The organism is Streptomyces sp. SudanB5_2050 (assembly GCF_964272335.1).
Lineage (GTDB): Bacteria > Actinomycetota > Actinomycetes > Streptomycetales > Streptomycetaceae > Streptomyces > Streptomyces rochei.
Genome location: NZ_OZ186760.1, coordinates 1 through 14,788, shown reverse-complemented (window position 1 = coordinate 14,788; position 14,788 = coordinate 1). Strand labels below are relative to the sequence as shown.

Sequence of the window (14,788 nt, the reverse complement as noted above, 5' to 3'; positions counted from 1 at the left end):
CCTGGCGGACTGGTGATCTTGGTCGTGGACCCGTCTATCGGGAGCTTTCTTCATGGCCGCTGCCGGTGCCGCACGTCCAACCACCCGTCAGGTCAGAAACGGCTGACTGAGAGGATGCTGCGCCATGACCGCACCGATCAGTGAGTCGTGGACGCGAATCGAGAACTGGCTGGCAGAGTACGCGCCGGCGACCTACGCCGCGCTGGCACCGCCTGCGGATCCGACGGACATCGCCGCAGTCGAAGGTGTCATCGGCCACCCGCTGCTGAAGCCTTTGGTGATGTCGCTGCTGCGACACGATGGTTTCCTCAACCAGTTTCAGGGCTCACTGCTGCCAGGGCGCTACATACCGATGAGTGCACGCGAGATAGCGGCTGCGTGGCAACTCCTCACCGGCTTTTACGACAAGTGCGAGGCGGATCAGGAAGGAAAGGAGGCAGACAACGACTTCATGAAGCTCGGGTTCAGCAGCGTCCTGTACGGACACCCGCAGTTGATCCCCATCGCGCGGGATCCCGGCGGAGGGCACATCGTGCTGGACCACCGTCCCGAAATCGATCGGGGGCGCGTCCACGAGGCCGAGGCCGTGGAAGGCGTTATGCGCGTGTCACATGAGATGTGGACGTCTCTGCCAGCGCTCATGGAGGCGATCGCCACGTCTCTTGAGGCCGGCCAGCCACTCAACGGCAACATGCCGGTAGTGGACGAGGAGCAGAGGCTGTACTGGGACCACAGACCGCTGCGCAATGACCGGACCCTGCATCGATCCTGACAAGAGGCGGATAGTGAGGATCTGAGCCTCGGACGCGCTACCTGGCGCCGTGCACGATCTGACCGCGGCTCGGACCCACGGCACCCCCGACGCTCTCGCCGACCCCCTACCAAGTGCTGGGCGGACAGGTATACCAGAGCGCAGGCTATGCCGTCCGCGTCCCGTTCCCGGGCAAGGGCCTGCGCGGCTGGCGGCGGTGTCACGCCCGCGTTCACTGCCGAGATACGCGGCCTCGTCGAACGCGCCCTGGCCACCCGCACATGCTGGCGGCTCGTGCGGAGCTCCGTTGCAGCACACACGGATCACCGTTGTTGTCCGTGCCTTCGCCGCCCTTGAACTCGCCACCTGATCAAGATGGAAACGGCTCAGTGAGGTGCGGTCCGTCTTTGTGTTTTGGGTGTGGTTCAGGTGGTGGTGTGGATTTCGGTGTAGACGTGGGCGCCGCGGTTTTCGTTGAGGTCGAGGGAGGTGAGGATGGAGGGGAGGGTGATGGTGGGGAGGAGGTGGCGGAGGAGGGCGTTGGCGCGGGTGGTGAGGTCGGTGTAGTCGCTGAGGGCGTGGGACATGGATTGGATGCCGGCGTAGGCGCCGACGAGGACGTCGGCGGTTTCTGTGGGGTTGACGTGGGGGAGGAGTTCGCCTTGGTCGCGGGCTTTTTCGAGGCGTTGGCGGGTGAGGTCGGCCCATTGGCGGAAGGGGCCGGTGCGGTCGAATTCTGTGGAGAGTTGGTCCATGGTGAGGCGGACGGCTGCGCGGACCATGGGGTCGGTCTGGAGTCGGTGGGTGTGGAGCATGACGACGTCGATGAGTTCTTGGGTTTTGGAGGGGCGTTCGGGGATGGTGAGGTTGCGGTTCTGTGTGGCGAGGACTTCTTGGGCGAGGTCGTCTTTGGAGGGGAAGTGGAAGTAGAGGGCGCCTTTGGTGACGCCTGCGGTGGTGAGGATGTCGGCGATGGTGGCGGCTTTGTAGCCGCGTTCGTTGAAGACTGTGGCGGCGGCCAGCATGATGTTCTGGCGTGTGCGGATCGCTCGTTCTTGTGCCGGCACGTTGCCCTCCCGTTGTGCGATGAGCCCTGTGGAAGGCTTCGCTTACAAACCGTCTAGTTCGTATTTTAACGTCGGTGGGCGTGTGGCCAAGACGTGCGGGTGGGTAACTTCGGTGGCGACAGGTGGGGATCGGCCGTTCGGGGTGGGGGGCGTTGTGGTGGTTTTGGTGACGGGTGGGTCGGGGACGGTGGGCGGGGAGGTGGTGCGGCGGTTGCCGGCCGGTGTGGAGGTGCGGGTTCTGGTGCGTGATCCGGCTCGGGTGGCGGCCGGGGGGCGGGTGAGGGTGGTGCGTGGGGATTACGGTGATGCGGCGTCGTTGCGGGCGGCTCTGCGGGGGGTGAGGCGGGCGTTTTTGGTGACGACGGTGGTCGGGGGGGATCAGGATGCGTGTTTTGTGCGGGCGGCGGCGGATGCGGGTGTGGAGCATGTGGTGAAGCTGTCGGCGGCCGCTGTGGAGGATGCGGGGGCGGATGATCTGATCACGTGCTGGCAGCGGGAGAGTGAGGAGCTGCTGCGTTCCTCGGGTCTGGCCTGGACGTTGTTGCGGCCCCGTTCGTTCATGTCGAACAGTCTCGGGTGGGCGGCGGAGGTCCGGGCCGAGGGTGTGGTGCGTGATCTGTTCGGGGCGTCGTTGAACGCGTGTGTGGATCCGGGGGATGTGGCGGAGGTGGCGGTGCGGGCGCTGACGGGGCCGGGGCATGCGGGGCGTGCGTATGTGCTGACGGGTCCGGAGGCGGTCTCGGCGGTTCAGCGGACGGCCCGGCTGTCGTGTGTGCTGGGCCGTCCGCTGCGTTTCGAGGAGCTGGGGTGGGAGGAGGCCCGGGCCCGGTGGGGCCGGCGGTATCCGCCGGCGGTGGTGGAGGCGCTGCTGCGGAGTGCTGTGCGGCAGCGGGAGGGGGCCAAGGCCGGGGTGGACGGGACGTTCGCCCGCCTGGTGGGCAGGCCTGCGCGGTCGTTCGGTCAGTGGGCGGCCGACCATGTGGCGGGTTTTTCCGGCCGCTGACCGGGCGGCGGGGTGGCGCGGGGGTGGCGGGTGTCAGGCGGCGTCTGCTGCTGTGACGGTGCAGGTGAAGACGGTCTGGCCGCGCTGGTGTCCGGTGATGTGGACGGTGGTGAGGCCGGGGCTGTGGGTGGGGTGGGGGGCGGCCTCGATGATGCAGGGGATGTCGAGTTCGGCGTACTGCACCAGTTCGCTGGTCAGGCCGAGGGGGAGCAGGGAGGTTCTTCCCAGGGCTCCTGCTGCTGCCTGCCGGGCCGCTTCGAGGAGGACCATGCCGGGGACGTGGTCGCCGGGGTGGTCGAAGAGGACGGGGTGCTGGGTGTCCAGCCGCAGCTGCCAGCGGTGGGGGTCCTCGGTGGGGGAGAGGACCACGTCGGCGGGGGACATGCGTCCCACGCTCTGCGGGGCGGCGGGTGCGGTCAGCGGCAGGGGGCGGTGGCCGTCGGCGAACACGTGGGGCGGGCGCAGCCGCCGGTAGACGGTGGGGGAGACGCAGGAGAAGGAGAAGACGCCGGTCGCCGCGGTGTGGCCGTCGCGGCGTACGACGGCCTGGTAGCGCAGGGCGGCGAGGCGGCCGCCGCGCATCTTGAGGTCCTCGCAGGTCACGTCGAGGTCGAGGGAGGCGGGGGCCTGGTGGATCATCAGGTGGTGCGGGTCGACGCGCAGGCTGAGGTCGTGCAGCAGGTAGTGGTGGCCGAAGGGGACGCCGAATTCGGCGTGGCCGAGGAGGGATCCGACCTGGCGGATCGTTTCGGCGGCGATGAGGGGGTCGTGGTAGCGGCCGTCGATCGGGGTGAAGAAGCTGTGGCCGCGCGGCCACTGGGCGGCGACTTTGAAGCGTGTGTCGTCCACGCGCTCCCAGTCGGTGAGCATGACCTCGGCGACGGCGGCGCGGTGGACCAGTTCCTTGGGGACGGTCGTCGTCAGGTTCGGGTAGCGGAAGAGGCTGGGCCGCAACCGCGGGGTGCCGGCGGGCAGTACGGGCTCCTGGCCGAGGGCCGGGTGTGTTGCGGGGAACGCGCTGGTAGCCATTTTTCCCCCTGCTAATGGACGTATCGAAAGCGCTCCGTCCGCCGTCGGTGACGGACGTGATGAAAGATAGGGACCGTCCGGTTTGATTTCTAGGGGAACCGGTCCCTCCGACGAGCCGCTCTTGGAGGCCGCCCTTCCGGAAGCCGTCGCTCCGCCCGGCACCCTGCTCTGTTGCCGAAGGCGGGCCCCTGCGGGCGCCTGCGGGGCGGCGGGGCCGGCGCCCGTCCTCTCGAGCGGAAGTGCAGCGCTCCTGTAGTGCGCGGGCGGACGGTGGCCGCACGCCGAGAGGAGGGGACATGGCCGAACCGGAGCGGGCCGTGCCCGCTGTGCGCATCGAGCGCGGACGTGCCGGTGCCGAGGAACTGGCCGCGCTCACCGTCGTGCTGTACGCGCTGATGGCCCGCCGGGACGAGGGGCCGGGCGGGCGGGAGCGGTCGGGGGTCGCCCCGTGGCGGCCCGGACGCCGGGCCGGGGCCTACCGGTCCCCCTATTGCTGGCGGTAGGCCGGCACCGCATCTTCCATGGCTGATTCCTGTGCGCGCCGAGCTCCCCGAACCAAAACCGCATAGATGGTTTGTTACGGTGAAGCGACGACCGGGCCGCGCCATGAGGGAGGGACAGATCGTGACGATACTCAATGACATTCCTCGGGTGGCGCTTCCCGCGGAGCCGGCGGACGCGCGCGGGCGGGTGGCCGAGCTGCACGGTGTGCGTGCGCAGGCGCTGGCCGGGCCGGGTGAGAAGGCGACGGCGGCGCAGCACGCCAAGGGCAAGCTGACCGCGCGGGAGCGGATCGAGCTGCTGCTGGATGCGGGGTCGTTCCGGGAGGTCGAGCAGTTGCGGCGGCACCGGGCGACCGGGTTCGGGCTGGAGGCCAAGAAGCCGTACACGGACGGTGTGATCACCGGCTGGGGGACGGTGGAGGGCCGGACGGTCTTCGTCTACGCGCACGACTTCCGGATCTTCGGCGGTGCGCTGGGCGAGGCGCACGCCACGAAGATCCACAAGATCATGGACATGGCCATCGCGGCCGGCGCTCCGCTGGTCTCCCTCAACGACGGCGCGGGCGCCCGGATCCAGGAGGGCGTCTCGGCGCTCGCCGGCTACGGCGGCATCTTCCAGCGCAACACCCGGGCGTCGGGGGTCATCCCGCAGATCAGCGTGATGCTCGGCCCGTGCGCGGGCGGCGCGGCCTACAGCCCCGCCCTCACCGACTTCGTGTTCATGGTCCGCGACACCTCGCAGATGTTCATCACCGGTCCCGACGTGGTCAAGGCGGTCACCGGTGAGGAGATCACCCAGAACGGTCTGGGCGGGGCCGACGTCCACGCCGAGACCTCGGGGGTGGCGCACTTCGCCTACGACGACGAGGAGACCTGCCTCGCCGAGGTCCGCTACCTGCTGTCGATGCTGCCGCAGAACAACCGGGAGTTCCCGCCCTGCACGCCCTGCTCGGACCCGCAGTCCCGGCGTTCCGAGGCGCTGCTGGACCTGGTGCCGGCGGACGGCAACCGTCCCTACGACATGGCCAGGGTCATCGAGGAGATCGTCGACGACGGCGAGTACCTGGAGGTCCACGAGCGCTGGGCCCGCAACATCATCTGCGCTCTGGCGCGGCTGAACGGGCAGGTCGTGGGCATCGTCGCCAACCAGCCGCAGGCCCTGGCCGGCGTCCTGGACATCGAGGCCTCCGAGAAGGCCGCCCGCTTCGTCCAGATGTGCGACGCCTTCAACATTCCCCTCGTCACCTTCCTGGACGTCCCCGGCTTCCTGCCGGGCGTCGACCAGGAGCACGGCGGGATCATCCGTCACGGCGCCAAGCTGCTGTACGCGTACTGCAACGCCACCGTCCCGCGGATCTCCCTGATCCTGCGCAAGGCCTACGGCGGCGCCTACATCGTGATGGACTCCCAGTCCATCGGCGCCGACCTCACCTACGCCTGGCCGACCAACGAGATCGCCGTGATGGGCGCCGAGGGCGCCGCCAACGTCATCTTCCGCCGGCAGATCGCCGAGGCCGAGGACCCCGACGCGGTGCGCGCCCGCATGGTCAAGGAGTACAGGGCCGAGCTGATGCACCCCTACTACGCGGCCGAACGCGGCCTGGTCGACGACGTCATCGACCCCGCCGGGACCCGCGAGGTGCTGATCGAGTCCCTGGCGATGCTGCGCACCAAGGACGCCGACGTGCCCTCCCGCAAGCACGGCAACCCCCCGCAGTGACGGAGTGATCGATGGTCAGACAGGAACGTGCGGTGCGTACGCGGGAAGCCCTGATCAGGTCTGCGGCCGAGATCTTCCACGACGAGGGCTTCCACGCCGCGGCGCTCACCACGATCAGCTCCAGGGCGGGGGTGAGCAACGGCGCACTGCACTTCCACTTCGCCAGCAAGGCGGCGCTGGCGGACGCGGTGGAGGAAGCGGCCGCAGACGTGCTGCGGGCCGTCGTCGGCCGGTGGGACGGGGGACCGCCCGGGGTTCTGCAGTGCCTGGTGAACGCCACCCATGAGCTGGCCTGCGCCCTGCAGAACGACGTGGTGCTGCGGGCGGGTTTCGAGCTGAGCCGGGAGGCCGGCCGGCAGCCGCGGACCGACCTGCGGCTGTGCTGGCAGAACTGGGTCACCGACATGGTCGGCCGGGCCGGGCGCGGCGGCGAGCTGCGCGAGAGCGTGGCGCCGGAGAGCGCCGTGGCCGCCGTGGTCGCCGCCACCAGCGGCTTCGAGGTGCTCGGCATGCGCAACCAGGCGTGGCTGTCACGCAGTACGGTCGCCCAGTTCTGGCTGCTGCTCCTGCCCGCGCTCGCGCCGGCGCCGCACGCCGGGCTCTGGCAGGCCGAGGGCTCCTGGACCGGGACCGCCACCGGATAATTAAAGACCGTACGGTCTCCTTTGGGGGCGCCGACCGGACGCCCGAATCGGGCATTCGGGAAACGGCGCCCCTTTTCCCTGTGCGGGGCTTCCCCGTGCCGCGCGATCCGCGCCGATGGTTTCCAGTCAATCGCTCCGGTGCTGTACAGGGCGCGGTTTCGCGCAACCCTGGCGAATCATGGGCGGGTTGAGTGGTGAAGGGCCTGTTCGGAGCCGGGTTGTGGGCAGATGTTCGATCAGGGTTTGACTGGATCTGGGCGATGCCGGGGCGGCGCGTCGAGTCCACATTGACAAACCGACTGAGCTGTTTTTTTATCGGGACTGCAGCCGCGCCGGGTCCCGGTCAGCGGGAGACGCGCAGGCCGGCCACCGGCCTGCGGCCTTGAAAACATGGGGGAAACGTGGACATCGAAGTGCTGGGTGCGCTGTCGGTGCGCGAGCACGGGGTGTCGGTCGTGCCGACCGCGCCCAAGCCGCGCCAGGTCCTGGCCCTGCTCGCGCTCAACGCCGACCAGGTGGTCCCGGTGGCCGCGCTCGTCGACGAACTGTGGGGGGAGAACCCGCCGCGCAGCGCGCGGACCACCCTGCAGACCTACGTCCTGCAGCTGCGCGAGCTGATGGCCCAGGCGCTGGCCCACGGCCCCGACGAACGCTGCACCGCCAAGGACATCCTCGCCACGGTTCCCGGCGGCTACCGCCTGCAGACACGCGGCGGCCACGTCGACTACCGCGAGTTCGACCAGCGCGCCGGCCTCGGCTACCGGGCCATGGACGCCGAGGACTACGCCGGCGCGGCCCGCCGGCTGGCCGACGCGCTCGCGCTGTGGAACGGGCAGGCCCTGACCGACATCCAGGCCGGCCTGCGCATCGACACGGAGGTCAAGCGGCTGGAGGAGGCCCGGCTGTGCGCGCTCGACCAGCGCATCGAGGCCGACCTGCGGCTCGGACGCCACCGGGAACTGCTGTCGGAACTGACGGTCCTGGTCAACCAGTACCGCATGCACGAGAGCCTGCACGGCCAGTTCATGCTGGCCCTGCACCGCTCGGGCCGGCGCGGTGAGGCCCTCAACGTCTACCAGCGGCTGCGCAGCACACTCGTGCACGAACTGGGCCTGGAACCCTCCGCCGCGCTCAGCCGCCTGCAGCGCTCCATCCTCATGGCCCGCCCCGAGACGCCCGCCGCCGCCGGCGGCAGCGGCCGCCTCGTCACCCGCTGACCCGGCCGCCGTTCCTCACGGGCCGCACGGATGGTGTGCCGTGAGCCGGGCGACCTGCTCGGACAGCTCCCGCTGCTGCCGGCGCAGCAGCTCCACGTGGCCGCGCAGCCGCACCAGCTCCTCCCGGAGCACCCCGAGTTCGTCCCCGCCCTGCCCGGCCGTCCCGGCCCCCGCCCGGTCGGCGGAGTCCGCCGCCGGCTCACAGGAGCGCAGAATCGCTTCCCTGCGACGGCTGAGCACCTGGCCCGGCCCGATACCCAGATCACGGGCCAGCCGCCGGCGCGCCCTGTCGTAGGTGCTCAGCGCCTCGGCCCGGCGGCCGCAGCGGTGCAGCGCCGTCATCAGCTGCTCGTGGAACCGCTCACGCAGCGGGTGCACGGCGACCAGCTCCTCCAGCTCACCGGTGATCTCCGCACAGCGGTCCGCCCGCAGACAGACGTCGTAGAGCACCTCCAGGGCACGCAGCCGGCTCTCCTCCAGCAGCGCCGCCTCGGCCGAACAGATGGGCCCCTGGCCGCTGCCCTGCAGAGCGGGCCCGCGCCACAGCGCCAGACCCTCGCGCAGCACCTCCACCGCCCGGCCCGGGGCGGTGGCGGCCAGCTCGCGCCCCTGGCCCACCAGACGGTGGAAGCGCTGCGCGTCCGTCGCCGCCGGCCCCAGGCTCAGGGTGTAGCCCAGCGGGGAGGTCCGCAGCCACACGTGGCGCGGCCCGCCCGGGCCCGGGGCCGGCAGCAGCCGCCGCAGCCGGGCCACATGGGCCTGCAGCGCGTTGGCGGCGTTGACCGGAGGGTGCCCGCCCCACAGCTCCTCCACGAGGCACTCGGCGGGCACCGCCTGCCCGGCCCTCACCAGCAGCGCGCCCAGCAGCGCACGCTGCTTCGCACCCGCGGGAACGATCCGTACGCCGAAACGCTCGTCGTGGATCTGCACGGAACCAAGAATCCGGAACTCCATCTCGCCCTTGCCCGGGAAGCACCCGATTCCGCATCCGCCGGCCCGGATCACGGCCCCGGTATTCCCTCACGAATAGCAGGTGCACTTCCTTCCGCACGGACTCTAGCCGCCCATGGTTTCCGGCACGCTATTCTCCAGCCGGCCCCGTACCGGCGTGGGCGATTCCTCGAGAGTTCTTCAGCCCCCGCGGCCCCGGCCCGCCCGAAAAGGACAGGACACCGCGACCGAAAAGCCCGCCCCGCCCGGACAGCCGGTGACACACGCCCGCCGCCGCCGGCCAGGACAGGAAACCCGGTACCGCCGGCCAGGACAGGGGACCCTCCGTCACCGGCCGGGACAGGGCATCCTCCGCTGCCGGACGGCCGGCCACGACCGTCCCCGGACGGCCGGCACCGCTCCCCGGCCCCCGCACGCGCCGCCCGGCGCCGTCACCGCGGCCCTCGCCGCGGCTCTCGCCGTGGCCGGAAAAACAACCGAAACGAATACGCCCCCGACCGTACCGGGCGCAAAATCACCACCCGTGAGCGGTAACCCGGAGACAGCCCGGACAAAGCCGCAGCCTCCTGTCTTCCAGGGACGGGTCAAGAATAACTAGAGCCGCCCTCGCGCGCCGATCAGAGAACCGTCCGGTTCCTCTTGCCGCGGAGTGGCGGGAATGACGCGGACAGGCGCAAGGAGGCAGTATCAAGTAGCTCCGTCAACGGCTCAGAACCAGTCGCCCCGAAACATTGCGGAGGGAATTATGGAAATAAAAGTCCTGGGTGCGTTGAACGCCGAATTCGAGGGAATCTCGGTCGTCCCCAGTGCGGGCAAGCCCCGGCAGATCCTGGCGCTGCTCGCCCTGTACCCCGGCCGGGTGGTGCCGGTGCCCACCCTCATGGAGGAGATCTGGGGCACCGACCTGCCGCAGAGTTCGATGACCACGCTGCAGACGTACATCCTCCAGCTGCGCCGCCTGCTGGGCACGGCCATGGGCCCCGACGTGCCGGGCTCGGCCAAGGACGTCCTGGCCACCCGCTACGGCGGGTACCTGCTGCAGATACCCGCCGAGGCGGTCGACGCGTTCACCTACGAGCGGCTCGTGACCGAAGGACGACAGGCCTACGAGGACGGCGAGGACGAGCGGGCGGCCACGGTGCTGCGCCGGGCGCTCGACCTGTGGGACGGCCCCGCCCTGGTCGACGTGCGGGTCGGGCCCGTCCTGGAGATCGAGGCGATGCGCCTGGAGCAGAGCCGGCTGGTGGCCCGCGAGCGCCGCATCGACGCCGACCTGCGGCTGGGCCGGCACGTCGAACTCATCGCCGAACTCACCGACCTGATCGCCCGCCACCCCCAGCACGAAGGGCTGCACTCCCAGGCCATGGTGGCGCTCTACCGCTCCGGCAGGCAGGCCGCCGCCCTCGACGTCTACCGCAGGCTCCGCCAGCGGCTCATCGACGAACTCGGCGTCGAACCCTCCCCGCAACTGCAGCGGCTGCACCAGGCGATGCTCGCCGTCGACCCGCGCCTGGACATCGTGGCGGGCCCCCGGCGCACCTCCACGTTCGACCTGTACGCAGCATGAGGCGCCGGTGCCCTCGCCGCCCGGCCGGACCCGGCACGCCGGCCCCCGCAGGGGCGGCGGCCGCCGCGGCCGCCGGCCGGGGCCGCCGCCCGCCTCGCCGCGGGGTTGAGCGCCGCACGAGCCGCGCGGGCGACGCTCGGTGCCCAGGGGCACCCACCCCCCGGACCGGCGCCGGGACGGCACCGCGTGGCACGCGCCACGCCGGCGGCGCCCGCCCGGATGGGGCCGGACCGGACCGTTCACAAGGAGGGCGACGCATGGCTTCCCGCTCCAGGGACCGTGAGGCGGGCACCGCACGGATCACACTCACCTGCCTCGCCCACGCCGGAGCGGGCGTGGCGAGCTACCGCGGCTGGTCCGCGGCGGTCGGACCCGGCATCGACGTGGCCGCCCTGCCGCTCCCGGGCCGCGACAGCCGCCGCCGCGAACCACGCCTGACCGAACGCGCCGGCCTGCTCGCCGACTTCCTGCCGACCCTGCTTCAGACGGCACGCCGCGGCCCCTACGCGCTCTACGGACACAGCATGGGAGCCCTCGTCGGCTACACGCTCACCCGGGCCCTGGCCGACTCCGGCCTGCCCCCGCTGTTCCTGGCCGTCGGCGCCTGCCCGCCCCCGCACACCACCACCGTCCTGGCGGACGCGGCGGACCTGCCCGACGAGGACCTGCTGCCGCTGCTCGACGAGATCGGCTCCCTGCCGCCGGGCGCCTCCGCCTCCCCCGGCGGACTGTGGCGGCGCACCTTCCTGCCCGTCCTGCGCGACGACCTGCGCCTGGCCCGATCGCTGCGCAACGCCGCCCTGGACCCGGTCACCGGAGGGCCGCTGGACGTGCCCGTCCTGGTCTTCGCGGGCCGCGACGACCCGCTCGCCGCACCCGCCGCCCTGCGCCACTGGCAGCAGTGGACCACCAACCTGATCGAACTGCACACCGTCGCCGGGGGACACTTCTTCGCAAGCTCCTCGAGCCTGGCCCAGCACGTCGGCCGGGCCTGCCGCGGCCACGTGACCGCGCTGCCCACGGGAGGCGGCCGGTGAACCGCGTCGTGATCACCGGGATCGGCGTCGTCGCCCCCGGCGCGGTGGGCACCGCCGGCTTCTGGGACCTGCTCACCGTCGGCCGCACCGCCACCCGCCGCGTCACCCTCTTCGACGCCTGCGGCTACCGCTCCCGCGTCGCCGCCGAGGTCGACTTCACCCCCGCCGCCCACGGATTCGACCTCGCCGACACCGAACGCCTGGACCGCGCGGCACAGTTCGCGCTGGTCGCCGCACGCGAAGCCGTCGCCGACAGCGGCGTCGCGGACCGCATCGGCCGCAACCCCCTGCGCACCGGCGTCAGCCTGGGCAGCGCCATCGGCTGCACCACGAGCCTGGCCACCCAGTACGCCATCCTCAGCGACTGCGGCACCACCTGGACCCTCGACCACACCGAGGCCGCCGAATCCCTCTACGACTACTTCGTCCCCAGCTCCCTGGCCGCCACCGTCGCCCGCGACCGGGGCGCACAGGGCCCCGTCGCCCTCGTCTCCAGCGGCTGCACCTCCGGCCTGGACGCCGTCGGCCACGGCGCCGACCTGATCCGGGAAGGCAGCGCCGACATCGTCGTCGCCGGCGGAACGGAAGCACCCATCGTGCCCATCGCCATGGCCTGCTTCGACCGCCTGCGCCTCACCAGCTCCCGCAACGACGACCCCGCCACCGCCAGCCGCCCCTTCGACCGCACCCGCGACGGATTCGTGCTCGGCGAGGGCGCCGCCGTCCTGGTCCTGGAAGAACTCGAACACGCCCGCCGCCGCGGCGCCCGCCCCTACGCGGAACTGTCCGCCATCGCCGCCCACAGCAGCGCCCACCACATGACGGGACTGCGCCCCGGGGCACTGGAGATGGCCGACGCCATCCGCGCCGCCCTCGACCAGGCACGGCTGAACCCCGCCGACGTCGACTACATCAGCGCCCACGGCGCGGGAACCCGGCACAACGACCGGCACGAGACACACGCCCTCAAGGAAAGCCTGGGCGGCAGCGCCCACCGCGTGCCCGTCAGCTCCATCAAGTCGATGATCGGGCACGCCCTGGGCGCCGCCGGCGCCCTGGACCTGGCCGCCAGCGCCCTGGCCATCCGGCACGACACCGTCCCGCCCACCGCCAACCTCCACGAACCCGACCCCACCTGCGACCTCGACTACACCCCCCTGTTCGCCCGGGAACAGCGCACCAGCACCGTCCTCACCGTCGCCAGCGGCTTCGGCGGCTTCCACACGGCCGCCGTCCTCACCCGGCCACGGCTCAAGGAGGCCGCATGACCAAGGCGACCCAGGCCCCCGAACCGGCCCGACCCGCCGGCGCCGGAGGCCCCCGCCAGACCCTGGTCACCGGCATCGGAGTCGCCGCACCCAACGGCCTGGGCACCAGAGCCTGGTGGGACGCCGTGCTGTGCGGGCGCACCGGACTGGGCCCCATCACCCGCTTCGACGCCTCCGGCTACCCCGTACGCATCGCCGGCGAGATCCCCGGCTTCGTCGACGAGGACCACATCCCCAGCAGACTGCTGCCCTCCACCGACCGCGGCACCCGCATCGCCCTGGTCGCGGCCGAAGAAGCCCTGCGCGACGCTAACGTGAGCCCGGCCGACCTGCCCGCATACGGCGCCGGCGTGATCACCGCCAGCTCCGCGGGCGGCGCCGAATTCGGCGAACGGGGACTGGCCGCACTGTGGAGCAAAGGCGCCCAGCACGTCAGCGCCTACCAGTCCTTCGCGTCCTTCCACGCGGCAGCCCCCGCACAGATCTCCATCCGGCACCGACTGCGCGGCCACGGCTCGACCGTCGTCAGCGAACAGGCCGGCGGCATCGACGCACTCGCCCGCGCCCGGCGGCGGATCCGCGACGGGGCATGCCTCATGGTCACCGGCGGGATCGACTCCACACTGTGCGCATGGGGCTGGGCCGCGCACCTGGCGGACGGCCGGCTCAGCCCGGCCACCGAACCCGCCCGGGCCTACCGGCCCTTCGCGGCCACGGCCGACGGCCACGCGGTCGGCGAGGGCGGCGCCCTGCTCGTCCTGGAGGACGCCCGGGCCGCCGCCCGCCGGGGCGCCACCGGCTACGGCGTCATCGCCGGCTGCGCCGCCACCTTCGACGGACCCGACCGCCCTACACTGCGCCAGGCCGCGGAACTCGCCCTGGCCGACGCCGGCCTGGCCCCCGAACACGTGGACGTGGTCTTCGCCGACGGCGCCGCCGAGCGGCGCGCCGACCTCGTCGAGAGCCAGGCGCTGTGCGCGCTGTTCGGACCCTACGGAGTACCGGTCACCGTGCCGAAGACGATGACCGGGCGGCTGGGCGCGGGCGGCTCGGCCCTGGACGTGGCAGCCGCGCTGCTCGCCCTGCGCGAGAAGGTCGTACCCCCGACCACCGGAACCGGACGCGTCGCCGACGACTGCCCGCTGGACCTGGTCACCGGGGCCCCACGGGAACTGCCCCGGCTACGGGTGGCGCTGGTGCTGGCCCGCGGACGGGGCGGCTTCAACTCCGCCGCGGTGCTCCGGGCCCCTCAGACGGAGTGACGGACCGCCCCTAGCGAGACGGAGCGGAACACACGGGCGGCCAGGAACGGCCCGCGGCCCCGCGGGCCGCGCAAAGGGAAACACCCCCGGCGCCGACTCCCCGGCCTCCTGGCCCTCCTGGCCTTCCGGCCTTCCGGTCTCCTGGCCTTCCGGCCTTCCGGCCTTCCGGCCTCCCGGGCTCCTGGGCTCTTGGCCCTCCTGGCCTTCCGGCCTTCCGGTCTCCTGGCCTTCCGGCCTTCCGGCCTTCCGGCCTCCCGGGCTCCTGGGCTCTTGGCCCTCCTGGCTCCCCGGCCTTCCCGGTCTCCTGGCTGCCCGGCCTTCCGGCTCCTGGCCTTTCGGCCGTCCGTCTCTCCCGGTTGCCCGGCGTTCCGCCGTCCCGCCCGCGGCACGCGTGGTGGCGTCCCCGCCTAGCGGACGTCGTGGTCCTCGTCGGTCAGTTCGCGGGCCAGGCGCCGCTCCAGGTCGGTCAGAGGCATGTCGTCGCGCACCCGTTCCGGGTGTCCCGGCGGCGGCCGGTGCCACCGGATGCGCGGGCGCGGAGGGTGGTCGTACCGGTCCGTCTCGCCGGCCAGGCAGAGCCGCCCGTAGGCGACCAGACCCTCCCACAGGCCACGGACGCATCGGCGCGGGCGGAAGCGTCTCATCCCTGCCACCTCCCGGATCGCTTCTGGGGCCGCAGGCCACCGTCGGTCACCGGGCTCGAGGACCCGACGGTTCCCGCTGGAGCGCGTGCCCCCGGGCGCCGCTCCAGCGCGACACGAGCGCGCTA

General features: G+C 72.0%; 14 protein-coding genes. 10 read left to right on the top strand and 4 right to left on the bottom strand.

The window, feature by feature from the left end:
- The first annotated feature begins 124 nt into the window (after positions 1–124).
- Positions 125–772: an SMI1/KNR4 family protein gene (locus tag ACFZP7_RS00070; RefSeq protein ID WP_385633392.1), complete on the top strand. Its 648-nt coding sequence runs from the start codon at positions 125–127 to the stop codon at positions 770–772.
- A gap of 404 nt (positions 773–1,176) precedes the next feature.
- On the opposite strand, the gene ACFZP7_RS00065 is transcribed toward ACFZP7_RS00070, so the two are convergent.
- Positions 1,177–1,818, bottom strand: coding sequence for a ScbR family autoregulator-binding transcription factor (locus ACFZP7_RS00065; RefSeq protein ID WP_385633390.1), 642 nt, complete (start codon positions 1,816–1,818; stop codon positions 1,177–1,179).
- Positions 1,819–1,975: 157 nt separating this feature from the next.
- Between ACFZP7_RS00065 and ACFZP7_RS00060 the strand changes: the two genes are divergently transcribed.
- Positions 1,976–2,821: an NAD(P)H-binding protein gene (locus ACFZP7_RS00060; protein WP_385638262.1), complete on the top strand. Its 846-nt coding sequence runs from the start codon at positions 1,976–1,978 to the stop codon at positions 2,819–2,821.
- A 33-nt stretch (positions 2,822–2,854) separates the two neighbouring features.
- Here the strand turns inward: ACFZP7_RS00060 and ACFZP7_RS00055 are convergent, their stop codons facing one another.
- The gene (locus tag ACFZP7_RS00055) at positions 2,855–3,850 is read right to left on the bottom strand and encodes a ScbA/BarX family gamma-butyrolactone biosynthesis protein (protein ID WP_385633388.1); all 996 of its coding nucleotides are present in this window, start codon (positions 3,848–3,850) and stop codon (positions 2,855–2,857) included.
- Positions 3,851–4,146: 296 nt separating this feature from the next.
- On the opposite strand from ACFZP7_RS00055, the gene ACFZP7_RS00050 reads away from it, so the two are divergent.
- The 4 genes from ACFZP7_RS00050 to ACFZP7_RS00035 all read left to right on the top strand — a co-directional run bounded on the left by ACFZP7_RS00050 (position 4,147) and on the right by ACFZP7_RS00035 (position 7,934).
- Complete coding sequence (locus ACFZP7_RS00050; protein ID WP_385633386.1) at positions 4,147–4,353, top strand: acyl-CoA carboxylase epsilon subunit; 207 nt, start codon at positions 4,147–4,149, stop codon at positions 4,351–4,353.
- 127 nt (positions 4,354–4,480) lie between these two features.
- A complete protein-coding gene (locus tag ACFZP7_RS00045) occupies positions 4,481–6,073 on the top strand; it encodes an acyl-CoA carboxylase subunit beta (RefSeq protein ID WP_385638259.1) in 1,593 nt (530 codons plus the stop codon).
- 32 nt (positions 6,074–6,105) lie between these two features.
- Complete coding sequence (locus ACFZP7_RS00040; RefSeq protein WP_234331695.1) at positions 6,106–6,717, top strand: ScbR family autoregulator-binding transcription factor; 612 nt, start codon at positions 6,106–6,108, stop codon at positions 6,715–6,717.
- A gap of 401 nt (positions 6,718–7,118) precedes the next feature.
- Entirely contained in the window at positions 7,119–7,934 is an 816-nt protein-coding gene (locus ACFZP7_RS00035; protein WP_031022565.1) for an AfsR/SARP family transcriptional regulator, read from the top strand.
- A gap of 15 nt (positions 7,935–7,949) precedes the next feature.
- On the opposite strand, the gene ACFZP7_RS00030 is transcribed toward ACFZP7_RS00035, so the two are convergent.
- Complete coding sequence (locus ACFZP7_RS00030; RefSeq protein WP_308123184.1) at positions 7,950–8,864, bottom strand: AfsR/SARP family transcriptional regulator; 915 nt, start codon at positions 8,862–8,864, stop codon at positions 7,950–7,952.
- 766 nt (positions 8,865–9,630) lie between these two features.
- Here ACFZP7_RS00030 and ACFZP7_RS00025 point away from each other — a divergent pair.
- From ACFZP7_RS00025 to ACFZP7_RS00010, 4 genes are all read left to right on the top strand, one after another.
- On the top strand, positions 9,631–10,452 hold the full coding sequence (locus tag ACFZP7_RS00025; RefSeq protein WP_031022570.1) for an AfsR/SARP family transcriptional regulator: 822 nt from the start codon (positions 9,631–9,633) through the stop codon (positions 10,450–10,452).
- A gap of 257 nt (positions 10,453–10,709) precedes the next feature.
- Positions 10,710–11,489 carry a thioesterase II family protein gene (locus ACFZP7_RS00020; RefSeq protein ID WP_019330961.1) on the top strand — a complete coding sequence of 260 codons (780 nt, stop codon included), beginning with the start codon at positions 10,710–10,712 and terminating at the stop codon, positions 11,487–11,489.
- A complete protein-coding gene (locus tag ACFZP7_RS00015) occupies positions 11,486–12,757 on the top strand; it encodes a beta-ketoacyl-[acyl-carrier-protein] synthase family protein (RefSeq protein WP_385633383.1) in 1,272 nt (423 codons plus the stop codon). The genes ACFZP7_RS00020 and ACFZP7_RS00015 overlap by 4 nt, the downstream gene beginning before the upstream one ends.
- Positions 12,754–14,019: a beta-ketoacyl synthase N-terminal-like domain-containing protein gene (locus tag ACFZP7_RS00010; RefSeq protein WP_385633381.1), complete on the top strand. Its 1,266-nt coding sequence runs from the start codon at positions 12,754–12,756 to the stop codon at positions 14,017–14,019. Before ACFZP7_RS00015 ends, ACFZP7_RS00010 begins: the two co-directional genes overlap by 4 nt.
- A 407-nt stretch (positions 14,020–14,426) precedes the next feature.
- Here ACFZP7_RS00010 and ACFZP7_RS00005 read toward each other — a convergent pair whose 3' ends face one another.
- The gene (locus ACFZP7_RS00005; protein WP_046249269.1) at positions 14,427–14,663 is read right to left on the bottom strand and encodes a DUF6059 family protein; all 237 of its coding nucleotides are present in this window, start codon (positions 14,661–14,663) and stop codon (positions 14,427–14,429) included.
- Between the last annotated feature and the right edge of the window lie 125 nt (positions 14,664–14,788).